Origin of the sequence: Alteromonas profundi, assembly GCF_010500865.1 — a bacterium.
GTDB lineage: Bacteria > Pseudomonadota > Gammaproteobacteria > Enterobacterales > Alteromonadaceae > Alteromonas > Alteromonas profundi.
On record NZ_JAAAWN010000017.1, the window covers coordinates 24,687 to 40,094 of the forward strand.

At 46.1% G+C, this 15,408-nt stretch carries 14 protein-coding genes; 7 read left to right on the forward strand and 7 right to left on the reverse strand.

What is annotated here, in order from left to right:
- Positions 1-41 precede the first annotated feature (41 nt).
- Positions 42-560 carry a YgjV family protein gene (locus tag GTH32_RS12900; RefSeq protein WP_163086275.1) on the forward strand — a complete coding sequence of 173 codons (519 nt, stop codon included), beginning with the start codon at positions 42-44 and terminating at the stop codon, positions 558-560.
- Positions 561-690: 130 nt separating this feature from the next.
- Here GTH32_RS12900 and purU read toward each other — a convergent pair whose 3' ends face one another.
- A complete protein-coding gene (purU, locus tag GTH32_RS12905; protein ID WP_163086386.1) occupies positions 691-1,545 on the reverse strand; it encodes a formyltetrahydrofolate deformylase in 855 nt (284 codons plus the stop codon).
- Positions 1,546-1,695: 150 nt separating this feature from the next.
- The gene (gene thpR / locus GTH32_RS12910) at positions 1,696-2,349 is read right to left on the reverse strand and encodes an RNA 2',3'-cyclic phosphodiesterase (protein WP_163086278.1); all 654 of its coding nucleotides are present in this window, start codon (positions 2,347-2,349) and stop codon (positions 1,696-1,698) included.
- A 240-nt stretch (positions 2,350-2,589) separates the two neighbouring features.
- On the opposite strand from thpR, the gene hrpB reads away from it, so the two are divergent.
- Positions 2,590-5,151 carry an ATP-dependent helicase HrpB gene (hrpB, locus tag GTH32_RS12915; RefSeq protein WP_163086280.1) on the forward strand — a complete coding sequence of 854 codons (2,562 nt, stop codon included), beginning with the start codon at positions 2,590-2,592 and terminating at the stop codon, positions 5,149-5,151.
- A gap of 34 nt (positions 5,152-5,185) precedes the next feature.
- On the opposite strand, the gene GTH32_RS12920 is transcribed toward hrpB, so the two are convergent.
- Both GTH32_RS12920 and GTH32_RS12925 read right to left on the reverse strand, forming a co-directional pair.
- Positions 5,186-6,397, reverse strand: coding sequence for a lytic murein transglycosylase (locus GTH32_RS12920; RefSeq protein WP_163086283.1), 1,212 nt, complete (start codon positions 6,395-6,397; stop codon positions 5,186-5,188).
- 71 nt (positions 6,398-6,468) lie between these two features.
- Positions 6,469-6,675, reverse strand: coding sequence for a hypothetical protein (locus tag GTH32_RS12925; protein ID WP_163086285.1), 207 nt, complete (start codon positions 6,673-6,675; stop codon positions 6,469-6,471).
- Between the two features lie 202 nt (positions 6,676-6,877).
- Between GTH32_RS12925 and mrcB the strand changes: the two genes are divergently transcribed.
- Positions 6,878-9,196 (forward strand): penicillin-binding protein 1B, encoded by a 2,319-nt coding sequence (gene mrcB / locus GTH32_RS12930; RefSeq protein WP_343033430.1) that lies wholly within the window; start codon positions 6,878-6,880, stop codon positions 9,194-9,196.
- Between the two features lie 210 nt (positions 9,197-9,406).
- On the opposite strand, the gene GTH32_RS12935 is transcribed toward mrcB, so the two are convergent.
- Entirely contained in the window at positions 9,407-9,706 is a 300-nt protein-coding gene (locus GTH32_RS12935; RefSeq protein WP_163086288.1) for a hypothetical protein, read from the reverse strand.
- Positions 9,707-10,096: 390 nt separating this feature from the next.
- On the opposite strand from GTH32_RS12935, the gene GTH32_RS12940 reads away from it, so the two are divergent.
- Together GTH32_RS12940 and GTH32_RS12945 are read left to right on the forward strand one after the other, a co-directional pair.
- Positions 10,097-10,783, forward strand: coding sequence for an SOS response-associated peptidase family protein (locus GTH32_RS12940; protein WP_163086291.1), 687 nt, complete (start codon positions 10,097-10,099; stop codon positions 10,781-10,783).
- Positions 10,784-11,029: 246 nt separating this feature from the next.
- The gene (locus GTH32_RS12945; RefSeq protein WP_163086293.1) at positions 11,030-11,590 is read left to right on the forward strand and encodes a nucleotidyltransferase family protein; all 561 of its coding nucleotides are present in this window, start codon (positions 11,030-11,032) and stop codon (positions 11,588-11,590) included.
- An 80-nt stretch (positions 11,591-11,670) separates the two neighbouring features.
- Here GTH32_RS12945 and GTH32_RS12950 read toward each other — a convergent pair whose 3' ends face one another.
- Positions 11,671-12,591 carry a DUF808 family protein gene (locus tag GTH32_RS12950; RefSeq protein ID WP_163086296.1) on the reverse strand — a complete coding sequence of 307 codons (921 nt, stop codon included), beginning with the start codon at positions 12,589-12,591 and terminating at the stop codon, positions 11,671-11,673.
- Between the two features lie 175 nt (positions 12,592-12,766).
- Here GTH32_RS12950 and GTH32_RS12955 point away from each other — a divergent pair, with 175 nt between their 5' ends.
- Entirely contained in the window at positions 12,767-13,483 is a 717-nt protein-coding gene (locus GTH32_RS12955; protein ID WP_163086299.1) for a helix-turn-helix domain-containing protein, read from the forward strand.
- Between the two features lie 110 nt (positions 13,484-13,593).
- On the forward strand, positions 13,594-14,469 hold the full coding sequence (locus GTH32_RS12960) for a DMT family transporter (RefSeq protein WP_163086302.1): 876 nt from the start codon (positions 13,594-13,596) through the stop codon (positions 14,467-14,469).
- Positions 14,470-14,543: 74 nt separating this feature from the next.
- On the opposite strand, the gene GTH32_RS12965 is transcribed toward GTH32_RS12960, so the two are convergent.
- Positions 14,544-15,329, reverse strand: a complete 786-nt coding sequence (locus GTH32_RS12965) for a hypothetical protein (protein ID WP_163086304.1) — start codon at positions 15,327-15,329, stop codon at positions 14,544-14,546.
- Between the last annotated feature and the right edge of the window lie 79 nt (positions 15,330-15,408).

Below are 15,408 nucleotides of genomic sequence, written 5' to 3' on the forward strand. Positions count from 1 at the left end.
TACCGCCTCATCCCATATTTTTTTGATATAAAGTGAGTCAAATGTTTGAATTTTTACTGCATGGGTTTCCCGTTGCATTTGCCTTGGCATCTTTTTGGTCGAACACCGAACGTAAGTTGCTGTACCTTAATTTAGGTCTTTGTGTGGCAATTGGATCTTTGTTGGCCTTCGAGCAGGCATGGGGTGGTGCAATTGTTATTGCCGTGGCGGGAATGAGTACAAGTTATCGCCTAATTAAACAGAAGTTGCTATCGCCTATCGCTACCTACATCACACTTATTACCATGATGTGCTTAGTGTTAACGGTGAATAACCTAACCGGTAAAACCTCTTTAATCGAAACCATGCCGGCGTTTACCTTTATGGCCTATCGCTTTGGTGAGCTTCATTGTAAGGAAGCAGGGTTGCGTGTATGCATGATTGTGGGTTCGCTTAACTTTACTGTGTATGGCGTCATCACCCAAACCTGGGGTTTAGCAATAACCGAAGCCTTATTTGCGCTTTCTAACCTGTGGTATTACGTAAAACTCAGACGCGCTATGCAGGTGAGCCCTGTATAGGTTTTAGCAATATAAATGTCTCGTGTTAGGTGAATACAAGAATTAAAAAACCCGAAGGAGGATCTTCGGGTTTTTTATTTAAGCTAACGTATCGTTTAAGCCATTTAGCAACCGTTTACCCGTTTTTACGTTAGGCAAACACAACGGTTTTATTGCGGTGAATGATTACGCGATCTTCTAGGTGGTAACGTACCCCATGGGCGAGCGCAGTGACTTCACAATCTTTACCTTTGCGAACCATGTCGACAGCGCTATCGCTATGACTAATACGTTTAACGCTTTGCTCAATGATTGGGCCTTCATCTAAGTCTTTAGTGACATAGTGACAGGTAGCACCAATCAGCTTCACACCACGGTCATAAGCTTGCTGATAGGGTTTTGCGCCTGCAAAACTTGGCAAGAAGCTATGGTGGATATTAATCGCTTTGCCGGCAAGTTGCTGACAGAGCGAGTCTGGCAAAATTTGCATAAAGCGCGCAAGTACGGTGAGATCAATCTTGTACTCATCAAGCAAGGTAGAAATTTGCGCGAAGGCGGCTTCTTTACCTAGCGCTTTAAAATCAACCCAATGGAAAGGGACTTTGTACCAATCGGCAAATTGCTTCATTTGCGGGTGGTTACCAATAATCACTGGAATGTCGCAGTGTAGTTCACCGGTGTGCCAGCGATGCAGCAAGTCAACTAAGCAGTGGGATTCAAGGCTAGCAAGTAGGGCTACTCGCTGCTTTTTCGATGACGCGGTAAACTTCCAGTTCATTTGGTATTCGGTAGCTAGCGGAGTAAACGCCTCCACAAAGCTCTGGTGGTCAAGCTTCAGTGAATCTGCGCCTATTTCATGGCGCATAAAAAATCGACCGGTTTGTAAGTCGGTATGATGGCTTGCTTCCACAATGGTTGCATTATGGTTGGCTAAAAACTGGGAAACACTGGCGACCAAGCCCACTTGATCTGGGCAGTCTATAACTAATCTATAGGTTTGTTGCATGAATATGTGCAGGTTCAAAAAACAGGCACCCTTTTTACCCATCCCCGCCCGCTAAGTAAAGGGCTTTAGCGTAAAAATACGGTAATCCCGTAGTTCGCTTTGCTATATCTAATAGCGTGGCTTTTTAGTTGATTAAGTCCTTCGTTGAATTTACTCATCGGTGATGCCCCTACGTAACTTTTCGCGCACCGTCATAGCGTGCTTTAATGGCCAACTTTGGCGAATGGGGTAACGCACACCTTGTGGGGTAGAGACTGATTCAAATAAATGAAATGCAGAGGCATGCACATCGATGTGCGGCGGGTATAAGGGCATAGGTAGTGCGGCGGTGGCTTTGCGCACCACAGTCACATGGGGTTTATATTCGCGATTGTCAACCTCTATAGCTGCACGACGTGCCGCTTTTCGTGTGCTGCGGGCAAGTTGCATTAATTCATTGGGGGGCGATGAAGGGGCGGCAAATAAAATTTTAGGACCGTTCCATATGCCACTGCTATCAAGGTCAATAGAAAACGGTGAATGCGCTAAGTTATCCAATTCACTCATTAGTGCCTCGTGCTGCCTAGGGGTAATTTGGCCTAAAAAACACAGCGTAATGTGGAAATTCGCCGCGTCTACGGCATAAGGGTGTATCGCCGCTTGCTCTCGGCTCGCTGCTTTTTGTTTCCCATTTTTATTTTTCGATTTACTGCTAAATTCAGCACTCGGCATTCTAGAAGATATCTCGGGCAGGGCTTGTTGCCGCCAACTGTCTAACGCCAATTTTTCACTTACCGCTAAGTCCACCCCGATAAAACAGCGCATAAACAGGCTCCGTATATGTTCGCAGAGAACATTATTTTGGCATACAAAGCAACGAGGAAATAGGGGGGAGAAGGTAGTTGAGATAAAAATTGCAGTAAATATAACCGCTTCGCCGAAAACGAAGGTTGCTTGTGTATGTGTATTGATTGACGAATAAACGCAGCGAGATTTTCATAACCCATGCACTGTCCGTTACTTCAGGTACAATAGTGTTAGCCATTTTTTTATTATGCAGTGTGTATGTTGCAAGTGTTATCTCATTTACCCGCGTTCTCCTTAGTCGAGCCTCTTCGACATGCTATCGATAGCCAAAATTTAATTATTGGTGCGCCGCCAGGGGCGGGTAAATCAACGGTGTTGCCTTTATCTTTATTACATGGCAACAGAAAAGGTAAAATTTTACTGATGCAGCCACGGCGTGTGGTGGTGCGTAATTTGGCGCAGTACATGGCTGGCGTATTAGGTGAGCGGGTAGGAGAAACCGTAGGCTATCGCATTCGAGGCGAAAGTAAGGTGTCGGCCAGTACCCGGCTGGAAATTATTACCGAAGGGATTTTATCCCGCATGATCCAAAGTGATCCTGAGCTTGCTGGGGTGGCGGTGATTATTTTCGATGAATTTCACGAACGCAGTATTCACAGTGACTTTGGTTTAGCCTTAGCGTTAGAAGTGCAAGCCGGATTACGTGACGACTTACGTTTAATGATTATGTCTGCCACGCTAGAGACCGCGCCTATTGCTTCGCTGCTTGCACAGCATAGCCCGGTTCCTACTACACAATTGGCTAGCGAAGGCCGCAGTTTTCCAGTAACGGTGAACTACACCAAAGACGTATTGGCGCACGAGGTTATCCCTCATTGTGTTGAAGTTATTATGAACGCTGTGGCAAAACATCAGGGGGATATCTTGGTGTTTCTGTCCGGTGCCGGTGCTATACACGCCGTAGCGTCTCGTTTATCGGGGCATCAGCAGCAAAACGACTATATTATTCATACCCTTTACGGCGCCATGGGTAAACAAGCCCAACAAGCGGCTATTGCTCCCGACCCTGAAGGACAGCGTAAAGTTATTCTGGCTACCAATATTGCCGAAACCAGCTTAACCATTGAAGGCGTAAAGGTAGTGATAGACAGCTTATGGGAGAATTCGGCAGAATTTCACCCCAGCAGCGGTTTAACCCAATTAACCCAAACACGTATTTCAAAAGCCTCTGCCATTCAAAGAACCGGCCGCGCTGGACGTGTAAGTGAAGGGGTGTGCTACAGGTTAAGTGCAAAGGAAAGCTTTGAGCGCTTTGCCGAGCATAGTGCGCCGCAAATTTTGCGTGAAGACGTAGCGCCGTTATTATTAGAAACGCTGAATTGGGGTACCCATTTTTCAAACCTCGCCATGCTAACTCAGCCTTCAAAGGCACAAAGTGCCATTGCCACGAAGGCGCTAGAGGAAATTGGCGCAGTGAATAAAAAGGGGGATTTCACCGCCTACGGACGATCGTTAGCGCAGATACCTTGCCACCCCCAGCTTGCCCATTTATTGCTGTTTGCAAAACAAAATATCAGTGCTGTGGCACAATTGAGCGATACACAAAAACGCGCAATAAAAACTGCCGCGCCTTTTATCGTGGCACTAGCCCAAGCGCAACTTCAAAGTGAACGTGTGTTGATTAGCGATGCGTTGTTGCACCTCACGCCCGCTCAGCGCAACGACATCACCAAACAAGCCAAACGCTATGCGCAATTCGTGGGGCTCAGTGAGCAAGCATTAGACTTAAGCGCGTTAGATGATGAGGCGTTGGGGCTGTGTATTGCCATAGCCTTTCCCAGGCAGGTGGCGTTTAAAACCTCTGCCTCGTATAAATTAGCGGGCGGCAAAGGCGCCAATCTAGACCTTGCTAACCCGCCGCAATGGATAGCGGTGCTGCATGGGCAGCATATCGGTAACAGCGTGAAAATTCGATTGGCGCAGCCCATTGCAGAGGCGCATCTTAAAGCGCTTTATCCTAATCAATTTACCTCATCGCCCAAGGTGCAATTTAATAAAGAGTCGCAGGTGATGGAAGCAAGGAAGGTGACATCTTTCTATGCCATAGAATTAGCCTCGTCGCCCTTATCAAAAAGTGAAAGAGCGGATGACCCCCAATTTTACTTACAGGAAACCGCCTCGGCATGGTTAGGTTACTTAGATGCATTGCCGTTAAAGCAATGGCCGTTGTCACCAGCCAATTGGCGCTGGTGGTATAGAGTTAAACTGGCGGGACAGCTGAACTTACCGCAGCCTCAGGCCTACGATACGCCTGACCCGTGGCCTACGTCCCTAAGCGAATTGCTTGCTCAGGCTCGGGAGCAATTGGCACAGTCTCTTGGCACCTGCAAGAACCTACAGTCGTTACATGGGCTGGGATGGAGCAAAATATTAACCAGTGCCTTAAGCTGGCCTCAGCAAGATGCCCTTAGCCAAAGTTTGCCTGACAGCGTAGTTATTCCCACGGGGCGCAAAGCAAGCTTAGATTACCGCGAAAATGGGGACGTGGTGCTATCAGTAAAAATGCAGGAGCTATACGGGCTATCTAGCCCTTATGTGGTTGCCGATGGCAAGGTGAAAATTACCTATGAATTATTGTCACCTGCGGGCAGGCCACTGCAAACCACGAAAGACATTGTGGGTTTTTGGCAGGGCAGTTATAAAGAGCTGCAAAAAGAAATGAAAGGGCGATATCCAAAACATTTTTGGCCGGATGACCCCGCAAATGCCACACCCACTACAAAAACCAAAAAAGCGATGGATAGACATGCCGCTAAGTAAAGTATCTTAGCGGCATGCTAATTAACCGGGCATTCTAACTCGTGGTTTGGCTTGGCGTTACCTTTAAAGCAGCCATAACATCTAAACCTGGGAAGCCGTCGGCAATCATCTTATTTGCAATTTGATAGTTGCGGATACCCTCACGAGTAGCGGGCCCAATAATGCCATCGGGCTTACCCACATCGTAACCCAGTTGGTTTAATTTACGTTGTAAGGCAATAATGTCTGTTCTGCTATAGGCGGGCAGATCTGGCAGGGTGGCTTTAATGCCCGGCGCGCCGGCAATTCTGTCGGCCAATACGCCCACGGCAATAGCGTAGAACTCAGAGTTATTCCACCGCATGATCACGCGGAAATTAGGATAGGCAATAAATGCCGGGCCAGCATGCCCTGCTGGCACAATCACATAGGCGGTAGTGTCATCTTCACCCAAGGGGCTGCCATCGGCTTTCGTCACACCTAGTTCATGCCAGTCACTGAGGCTACGCCGATCTTTATAGCCGGAGAGCTGAAAGTTGAAGCCCTCTGGTAATGTAACCTCACGTCCCCAGCGGAAACCCGGTTTCCACCCCAAGCTTTTGAGGAAGTTTGCCGCCGAAGTTAACGCATCTTCTTCACTGTTCCATAGGTTTATCTGCCCGTCGTCGTCACCATCTACAGCATAATGGGTATAGGCCGAAGGCATAAACTGAGTATGACCCATTGCGCCAGCCCATGAACCCACCATTTCGTCTTTGGTTAAAGATTCTCGCTCAAATAACTTAACTGCGACTAGGAGTTCTTGTGTGAAATAGGTGCTTCTGCGAGGATCACAGGCTAAGGTGGCCAGTGAGTCTAGTACAGGCATTTTTCCTTTGTAATTACCAAAGTTGGTTTCTAGTCCCCAAAACGCCAATAAGTAGTGTGGCGGAATACCGTACTTGTCGTTCAGTGCATTGAGCAATTTTTCATGTTTTGCCAACATCTCTTGGCCCTTAGTGGTGCGCCAATCGGTGACACGCTTACTAAAGTAGCCGGGGAAAGTTTGCACAAATTCAGGTTGAGAACGGTCAAGCTCAATGACTCTGGCTTGATACTCAAGTTTAGGGAAAATAGCGTCTACCGTTTGCTGACTGACCCCTTGCGCCAATGCTTTATCTGCAAGTTGTGCAGTGCATACTGCAAAATCCTCAGATGCTAGCGCAGGGCCTGCCGTTAATAGTGATAGCGCAGTGAGCCACTGCATACCTTTACTCTTTAAGCGCATAAATGTATTCCTGTATAGCGTAGGCTTATGCTATCGCATAGTGACGGCGTAACGCGAGAAAAATTCGAGGCTTACTCCTTACTCGGCGCTTGCTTAACGATGTTTACAACCGAAGGATTGCCATTTAACTCAGCCAATTCAATTAAATAACTCTTTTGCAGCTTATCGAGGGTTTGATCGCCAAGCAACTCAGACACGCGATCACTTTCGCCACGTACAATAGCAGATTTCAATCCAGCCATATTCGCTATAGTGTGAGGTGTAGAATCTGATGACATTAGCAGATCTCCTTTAATATTGTAGGTATAGTAAGGTACGGCGTGAGTAGCAATAACGTTTACCCGCGAAGCGAGGTATTTTTCTAGTTGTTGGCAACGTTGCGCGGTGGTAGGGTTCACCTTCCAACAGGGAGCCAGGCAAAGCAAGCATTACACTTGCCTGAGCAAGTATCAAATTCGTATTCACAAAGTGGCATCTTACGTGGCAAAACAGAAACCCAAATCTGAAAAAAAATCTTCTTGGTTATTTAAATTTTTCTGGCGCTTTCTTCTCGTCGGATTGGTTGTTCTTGGCGCGTATGCCTTTTATCTCGATGCCCAAATAAAACACGGCTTCTCTGGTAACAAATGGGAAGTACCGGCGCAGGTGTTTGCACGCCCTTTGGTACTTAGCAAGGGAGAAGAGATTACTGTACAAGAGGTAATCGACGAACTGTCACTTTTAGGTTATCGAAAAGTCGCTAAAGCCGACAGTAGCGGTGAATACAGCTACGCCAACAAGGTGTTAGAAATTCAACGTCGAGCCTTCCAGTTTCCTGAAGGCGCAGAGCCCCTTCGCCATCTTGTGATCACGTGGCAAGGAAACCGAATTCATAACATTCAAGATGTAACCCAAGGCCGGCCTTTCGGTACTATTAGATTGGAACCTTGGTTGGTGACACGTATGGTGAGCGGCAGTCGAGAGGATCGTATGTTGGTAAGCTTAGATACGATCCCAGAGTTGCTACCCAAAACACTGACCTTGGTGGAAGATAGAAACTTTTATAACCATTATGGCGTGGCCCCGCTCTCCATCTTACGGGCGCTAATGGCGAATATCGCCGCAGGTAGAACCGTTCAGGGAGGAAGTACGTTAACCCAGCAACTCGTTAAAAATATGTTCCTTACGCGTGAGCGCTCAATCGTACGTAAGGTAAAAGAAGCCATGATGGCGGTGATTATCGATGCACGTTACAGCAAAACCGAGATACTTGAAGCCTATCTAAACGAGGTCTTTTTAGGTCAAAACGGCGACATGGCGGTACACGGTTTTGGGCTGGCCAGCTATTTTTATTTCGACCGCCCTGCAAATGAATTAAGTGTGCCTGAAATTGCCACGCTGGTGGCTATGATAAAAGGGCCTTCCTATTATAATCCAAGACGTAACCCAGAACGGGTAAAAACCCGCAGAGATCTGGTGTTACGTATGCTATTTGATGAAAATGAAATAGATAGAGCAGAATACGAAAAGTATATCAATATGCCGTTGGGTCTCGCCTCAGGCGCGAGTTTAGCGAGCGGTAAGCATCCTGCGTTTATGGAGCAGGTACGCAGAGAGTTAAAAGATATACTGGCAGACCCCACCCTTCAAGATGCAGGGGTTAAGGTATTTACTACCTTAGATATTGTCGCTCAGCGCAGAGCCGAAAAAGCTTTATCAAATACGTTAGCTTCGCTACAGAAAAACCGTAACATTCCTCTTGAAGCGGCCATGGTGGTTACCGACAGTAAAAATGGGGAAGTAAGAGCCATTGTGGGTGGCAAAAACGTGTCATTTAAAGGGTTTAACCGCGCCCTTGATGCCAAACGTCCTATTGGTTCACTGGTTAAGCCTGCGGTATACCTCACTGCACTAGAAGACCCTACTACGTTTAATTTAGCCACGCCCCTAGAAGATGAACCTATTACGCTGGAAAGTAGAAACGGACAGGCGTGGTCTCCGCAAAACTACGATAAAACCTTCCGGGGGCAAGTGCCGTTATTACAGGGGTTAACCGAATCGTTGAACGTGCCCACTGTTAATTTAGGTATGCAAGTTGGTTTAGACGCAATTGCTGATACGCTCGCGCGTTTAGGCGTTAATGAGCCAGTAGATAAAGTACCTTCGCTTACGTTAGGTGCGTTTGAACTTACCCCGTTTACCACCAATCAAATGTATCAAACGCTATCAAACGGCGGTCGGTATGTTCCCCTGCATACTGTGTCAGCGGTGGTAACAGCAGAGAATGCCTTGTTGTGGAAAAAGGCCGAGTTTTATTCTCAGCGTACCGATGAGGCGGCAACATATCTTCTTAATTATGCGCTGTATAAAGTAACTATAGATGGCACAGCAAAGCGCATTGGGGCTAATTTTGGCAATATTAATATGGCCGGAAAAACCGGTACCACCGATGATTATCGGGATAGCTGGTTTAGTGGCTTTGATAGAAATAACGTGGTGACAGTATGGGTGGGTAACGACGACAACCAACCTGTGGGCTTAACTGGCGCGTCAGGTGCGTTACCTATTTTCTTAAATTACATGAAATCTCAGTCGCCAAAATCACTATCTCGCCGCTTCCCCGAAGGGTTAGGAATAGCGCATTTCGATGCAAAAACCGGTGCGGTAGTGGTACCTGGTTGTGCAGGCAGCATGAGTGTACCAGCTATTCTTGATGTGCTACCTCCGCCGCAACAAGATTGCGCAGGTAAACCAGTACGCTCAACATCACCTGATGGTGATAAAGATAAAAAGAGCTGGTGGGAACGCTGGTTTGGTTAAAAAATCTCCAAGAAGGTGATAGAAAGCGTCGTGATACTAAACTTTCTATCACCCTCTGGAGCAAAGCCCAGGGAGGGGATAGGAACAAAGCGGTTACGTGTGGTTAATGAAGTGACGTAGCGTTGAAAAGAGCAACGCGCTTACCGCGAACGCAAAAACGGGTCCTAGCACTAACATCAACAATATACTCGTGGCCAACATAGGTTTACCTCACGCGTCGTTATCGTTACCGTTCACAGGCTTCGTGATAGGCGTAATAGTAATTTCTGCAAGCAGAGGAGCACTTTCGTCATTTTCTGGCTCGAACTTATGGGCGGCAGTCAGTACGTCATAATTCACCTCAAGTGCCATCGATTCTTTCACTTCATTCAGTGAGCTTTTCACTAAAAAATCTGTGTACAGGGTTAGGTCGTCAGAAGCTTCATCAGCTAAAGCCGATGGCACAACAAAAGCCGTAGCAGACAGCGCAGCGATAGCAAGCAAAGTAAAGGGTTTGCGAATAGTAAACATAATCATCTCCTTGAATTTAATGTGTAAACTGCATTCTTCACTACTGCGCTGCAGTTATTTGTCGTTTCGAACTCATTGCTGGGTTATGTATTAGCACCCTTGTTGCGCTGAGCATGCTTTTTACATAGCGAGGGATGTGCCACTTTTTATTTTCAATATAAGCCTCTGTTTTTTATAAATAATTTACCGGTGGCCTTAAGCGCGCCGAAACGAGCTTTTTGGCTAATTACTAAATATTGGTTTTTTTGATAATTGGGATGGTCAAATTCGCTAACGTTTATTTGTTATTGAATAATGGCAAAGCAGCGGTGAGCGTGTCATTTTGACCTTAAATCCGTTAAGTTTGGGTTATTGTATATAGCCGTAGGCGCTAAAAAGTAGGTGAAGCAAATGTGTGGGTTTATTCAACGGGTCACTGACTCACCGGCAGTGATCGATCTTATCGAGCAAATTGGTCTTGGACACTTAACAGGTACTTTCAAGAGTGAAGCGCAAGGCGTACTTAATTTCTACCCTGCTTTTGGAAAGAATCCCTCGCGCATGATCAGCAACCTTATTGTATCTTCGGATACCGTAGTAGATGCCACTTGGTGGTTCGATTGCAAAGCTAACGGCGATGCTTTGGTTGTAGGAGATAGAACAACCTTTAATGCGCGCAACCTTGATAGTCCCTTTTGGAAGGGAGCCATACGCTATCATCGCGCGCTAGTGATAGCGACGGCAGTGGGGGAATCAAATAAAGAAGGGGCTAGCAATGCGCACTACCTTATGGAAGGTGAAAAGGCGCTGTTAATTGGTGCAGTTTACCGTGAATACGACAATGGTCTTTACTCAACTGCTGTCATTACGCGCCCGCCCCACGAGCGTTTTAGCAAATATCACAGTAAATCTATCCCTTGCTTTCTTCCCCCTGATAAAGGGTTCGTTGGGGCGTGGTTAAACGGCGAAGCGGACGACCCGATAGTGCAATCAGAACTCGCCAACCCAACGATTCATACGCCCCTTAAGGTGACAAGGGTTAAAACCTTTAAAGGAGGACAAGCCTTAAGTGAGCCTGAAATACTTGCCGCCGATTAAAAACTAGGGGAACATTTTTTAGCATGTGTATGCTAACCCACATATGTACATAGCCTCCTTTGCACTATGGTTTTTATAGGGCCTAAAAAGCCACGTATAACATAGGAAGGTGAGCATATTTTCCACGTTGATAACCAGTAAAGCTGCATGGTAAACCTAGTCAGTCTTCGTTTGTTATTGGGAAGTGGCGAATGAATGGCCATTGCAAGAAATACATGCCGCAGGGGCGGCGTAGGTAAAGGTAGTATGCTTCAGACAAATAATGACAAAGTAGACACCATAGTAGAATGGGTTAAGCGAGATGCTTTGAGGGTAAAAGCGTTAAAACAGGTTTACGACTTAGGGTTACCACAATGCTATATAGCGGCGGGGTTTGTGCGAAATCTTGTATGGGATGCTTTGCACAAGGTGGAGGTAGCAACGCCGCTCAATGATGTCGATGTGATTTATTTTGACCCTAAGGAAAGAAACCAAGAAAGCTATCTTGTTTATGAGTCTATGCTTCGCGCGCGTATGCCCGAAATTAACTGGCAAGTTCGTAATCAAGCCAAAATGCATATTCGTAACCAAGACCTACCCTATAAAAGTACGTTGCACGCTATGCAGTTTTGGCCAGAGAAAGAAACGGCGGTTGCGATTAGTTTAACGGGGGCAGGGCACTATGAATGTATCGCCGCTTTTGGTTTCGCGTCCTTGTTTAGTCTTTGTATTACCCATAACCCTAAAAGGTCACGTTCAACATTTAAAAGTCGTATCTACTCAAAGGGGTGGTTGGTTCAATGGCCACGCTTACGCATTGTGGAGTAGCATCTTTTAACCTTGTGGAATAAACGAGGCAAAAGCGAATATGCCTGATACGCCCCGTATCCATGAATGCTTAGATTAACTTATTCCGCCCCTTTCATTTTTGCGATAAGCTGCCAAATTAGGGCTAACATACAGCCAGCAATTAGGCCAATAACGCCATCAGCAATAACCGACAACACTAGCTGCATTTGTGGCAATAATTGGGTAAATAACTCGGCGATATGATGCATAGGTTCAATATTATGAGTAAGAATACCCCCCCCTACTAAAAACATCGCAATAGTGCCTACGATAGCAAGCGTTTTCATTAGGATGGGAGCCGAAACAAGTAGCGCTCGTCCCATAAAGCGTTGCGATGTATTCATACTTTCGGTTAACGACTTACGCAGTAGGTAGAGACCTACATCATCCATTTTTACTATAGCAGCAACCAAGCCATAAACGCCTACGGTAATTGCCACACTCAGTGCGATAAGCACGCCTATTTGGGTAGTAAAACTCGCGGCACTAACACTTCCTAGCGCAATAACTATTATTTCAGCAGACAGAATAAAGTCGGTACGGATCGCCCCTTTGATTTTAGCTTTTTCGAAGGCCACCATGTCGGTACTGCTATTACTAATTGCAGCTAAACGAGCTTCACGTTCTTGTTGCTCACCGCCATGGGAAAAGTACTTGTGAAGTATTTTCTCTGCCCCTTCAAAACATAGGTATAAGCCCCCACATACCAGCAATACGGTAATCAGAGCAGGGATAAAGGCGCTAATTAACAGCGCCGCGGGTACCAAAATAACTTTATTCAGCAAAGATCCCTTAGCTACCGCCCACACCACAGGCAACTCTCTATCTGCTTTGACGCCTTGTACTTGATCAGCGTTTAGCGCTAAGTCATCACCTAACACGCCAGCGGTTTTCTTTGCCGCAACTTTTGACATTACAGCAATGTCATCCATCAAGGTTGCGATATCGTCAAGCAATGCGAGTAAATTTGCAGCTGCCACCTAGTTATTTCCTTTTCAAAACATAAAAGTGCAGCATACGTTGCAATCGCCTCAATTGGCAACGGTAACCTGCTATATTAACCAAGCAAGCGTTTAAAAGTGTAACCTGTAAAAAGGGGGAAACCGTGTTAATCACGGTCACCGGGTATTATTTGGATGACTACAAAGGATATCAATGTTAGCCGCACTATCTGTTCGTTCATACACAAAGACTATGCAACAACATTCTCACGACTTTTATCAATTGGTACTCCCCCTCAATGGGCATATTGCCATTCAGGTGGCGGAATTTAATGGTAATGTTGGGGTAGGTGAAGGTATTTGTATTGCGCCTAATAGACAGCATCATTTTAACGCAGAGCAAGCGGCGCGGTTTGTGGTGGCTGATTTAGCCGTGGTACCGAATAATCTATCCACAGCGCCAAGCCCGGTGTTTAGAATTACCCCACCTTTACAGTCTTTGCTTGGTTATATTGAAGTACAGTTAACCCATAGTTATAGCAATGCACTACAAGCTTCGATGGTGGCTTTGTTTACGCAACTATTGGCATCCCAACCCACGGTAAAGCAACTAGACGCGCGCATTACTCCCGTATTGAGCCGTATACATCAAAACATTGCATCTGCACATACTGTTGCCGACTTAGCAAAAACGGCGTGTATGGGAGTGACGCAATTTAAACAAAAGTTCACCGATGCAACGGGCATGGGGCTTAGAAGCTACTTAATTAAGCTAAGAATGGACAAGGCAAGAGCGCTATTAAGTCAAACAGATACGCCCATAATACAAGTAGCTGCGCTGGTGGGCTATGATGATGTGTCCTCGTTTACGCGAAGGTTTACCCATTACTTCGGTAACCCACCAAAATATTACCATCGAAAGAATGGCTAATAGTGTCTAAATAACCAATAATTTCGGCTAATCTGCAAAGAATATCTACGGAAAATGGCTTAGGGTAAATGTCTGGTATTTAGGCCTATAACTTCCCTAGGAGGACGCAGATGGCAACAACAAGCGGCGTTATCGCCATATTAATGTGGGGGCTACTAGCGGTTTTGAGCGTCTATTCTGCGTCTTTTCCGCCTTTTCAGTTGCTATTCGTCTGTTTCGCCGTATCAAGCATTATTGTCATCATCAAGCGGTATAGTAAACGTGAACAGGTATGGCGTTTACCCAATTTAACCGTACAGCAATGGCTCTTTGCCACCGGTGGGCTATTTGGATTTCACTTTTGCTATTTTATGGCGGTGCGTTTTGCGCCGCCAATAGAAGCTAGTTTAATTGCTTATTTATGGCCCCTTATGTTGGGGGTTGCTGTGGCTACACGTTCTCAGCGACATTTTGCCGTGGTGGGGGGCCTCGTCGGATTTGTCGGTTGTGGTGTATTAGTTACTGGGGGAAAAACAATCGCATTTAATAGCGACTATATCTTGGGTTATGCCTTTGCACTCTCTTGCGCCTTTATTTGGACAGGCTATTCATGGTTTATGTCGCAAACCGAAAGTCAAGTTGAGGATATTGGGTGGATTTCAGGTGTGGTAGCTTTGCTTGCATTAGCCGCTCACGTAGGTCTAGAAGAGTCGCATTGGCAATTTAGCTGGCAAGATTGGCTAAGTGCTATATTGCTCGGGCTTGGCCCGGTGGGAGGGGCGTTCTATTTATGGGATATAGGGTTAAAATTTGGCAACAAAGCATTATTGGCAAGCTTAAGTTTTGCCACGCCAGTTATATCAAGTTTAGCGCTTTACCTATGCGGCTTAAGTGTATTGACCAATGATATCACCGTGGCGTTAGGGCTTATTGTGTCGGGCGCCCTGATAAGTAATGCGCTGCCTTCCGTATGGGCACGTTATAAATTACGTTATCATCAGATATAAGCGCCCCTGAAGTAAGTGTTTTTGACCAAAGTGATTATAAAATAAATACATTTAAAGTAAGTGTGTACTTACTTTTATTGATCTTTATTTAGTCGCGCTTCGATAAATTTGTCGTGTTCTGCTGAGTCTGAGCACGTTAGCGTACCGCCCGCATACGAACTTAGCAGCGCCAACGTTTTGTTTGTTGCGGTAGCGCAATTTACGCGTTTTGTTGGGCGCTGCTCCTTGTCTGACGCCTGCTTCCCTTTGCGTGTATCGACTAAATCCGGACTGTTTTTCTTTTCTCGAAATTCACGGGCTGCGCGGCGACTTTCTTCTATTATCGCCTGTTCTTGTTGCTCGGCCAAAAAATCCATTGCACCGGTTTTCGGGGATAGGTTAAGGCTACCCGCCCGTTGGTTTCGCTGCGACGAAGTAGTATTGGGTTGTTTTGGTACAGGTTCTTGTACGTCGGGTGAGGGCGAACCTGTGGCCGGTTTCACAGGTGTCTCAGAAGATGGCAAGGGCTCTTGTTTCGGTGATTTGGTCGTTTTTTCTTGCGCTTGAGAGGGCATTTTGGGTGCCTGTTTTTCTGGTGAGGAGACAGGCTTTGCTTCTTCTGGTTCTATAACTGCTTTTGGTTTAGGCGGTGGCGTCACCTCTGGCTTAACCGCAATTGAAGGAACATAGAGACGAGCATGTATCGTAGGCTGGTCGGGTTTAGTTTGTTCAGGCACGGGAATAGGTTTAGCCAATAGTACGGCCAATAATACCAATAGGTGAAAGACCCCTGAGACTACTAGCGCTCGCCCCCAAGGTTTCTTTGGAGGTAACGTTAGTTGTGCGGGTCGCTGGTCAATAGTGAAAGTCAGTGTGCTCATCAAGAAGTACTGACAATTTCGCCAATATAAAAGTTCAACGTATGTTTTATCTCACATTTTTGTCTATCCATCCCTACTG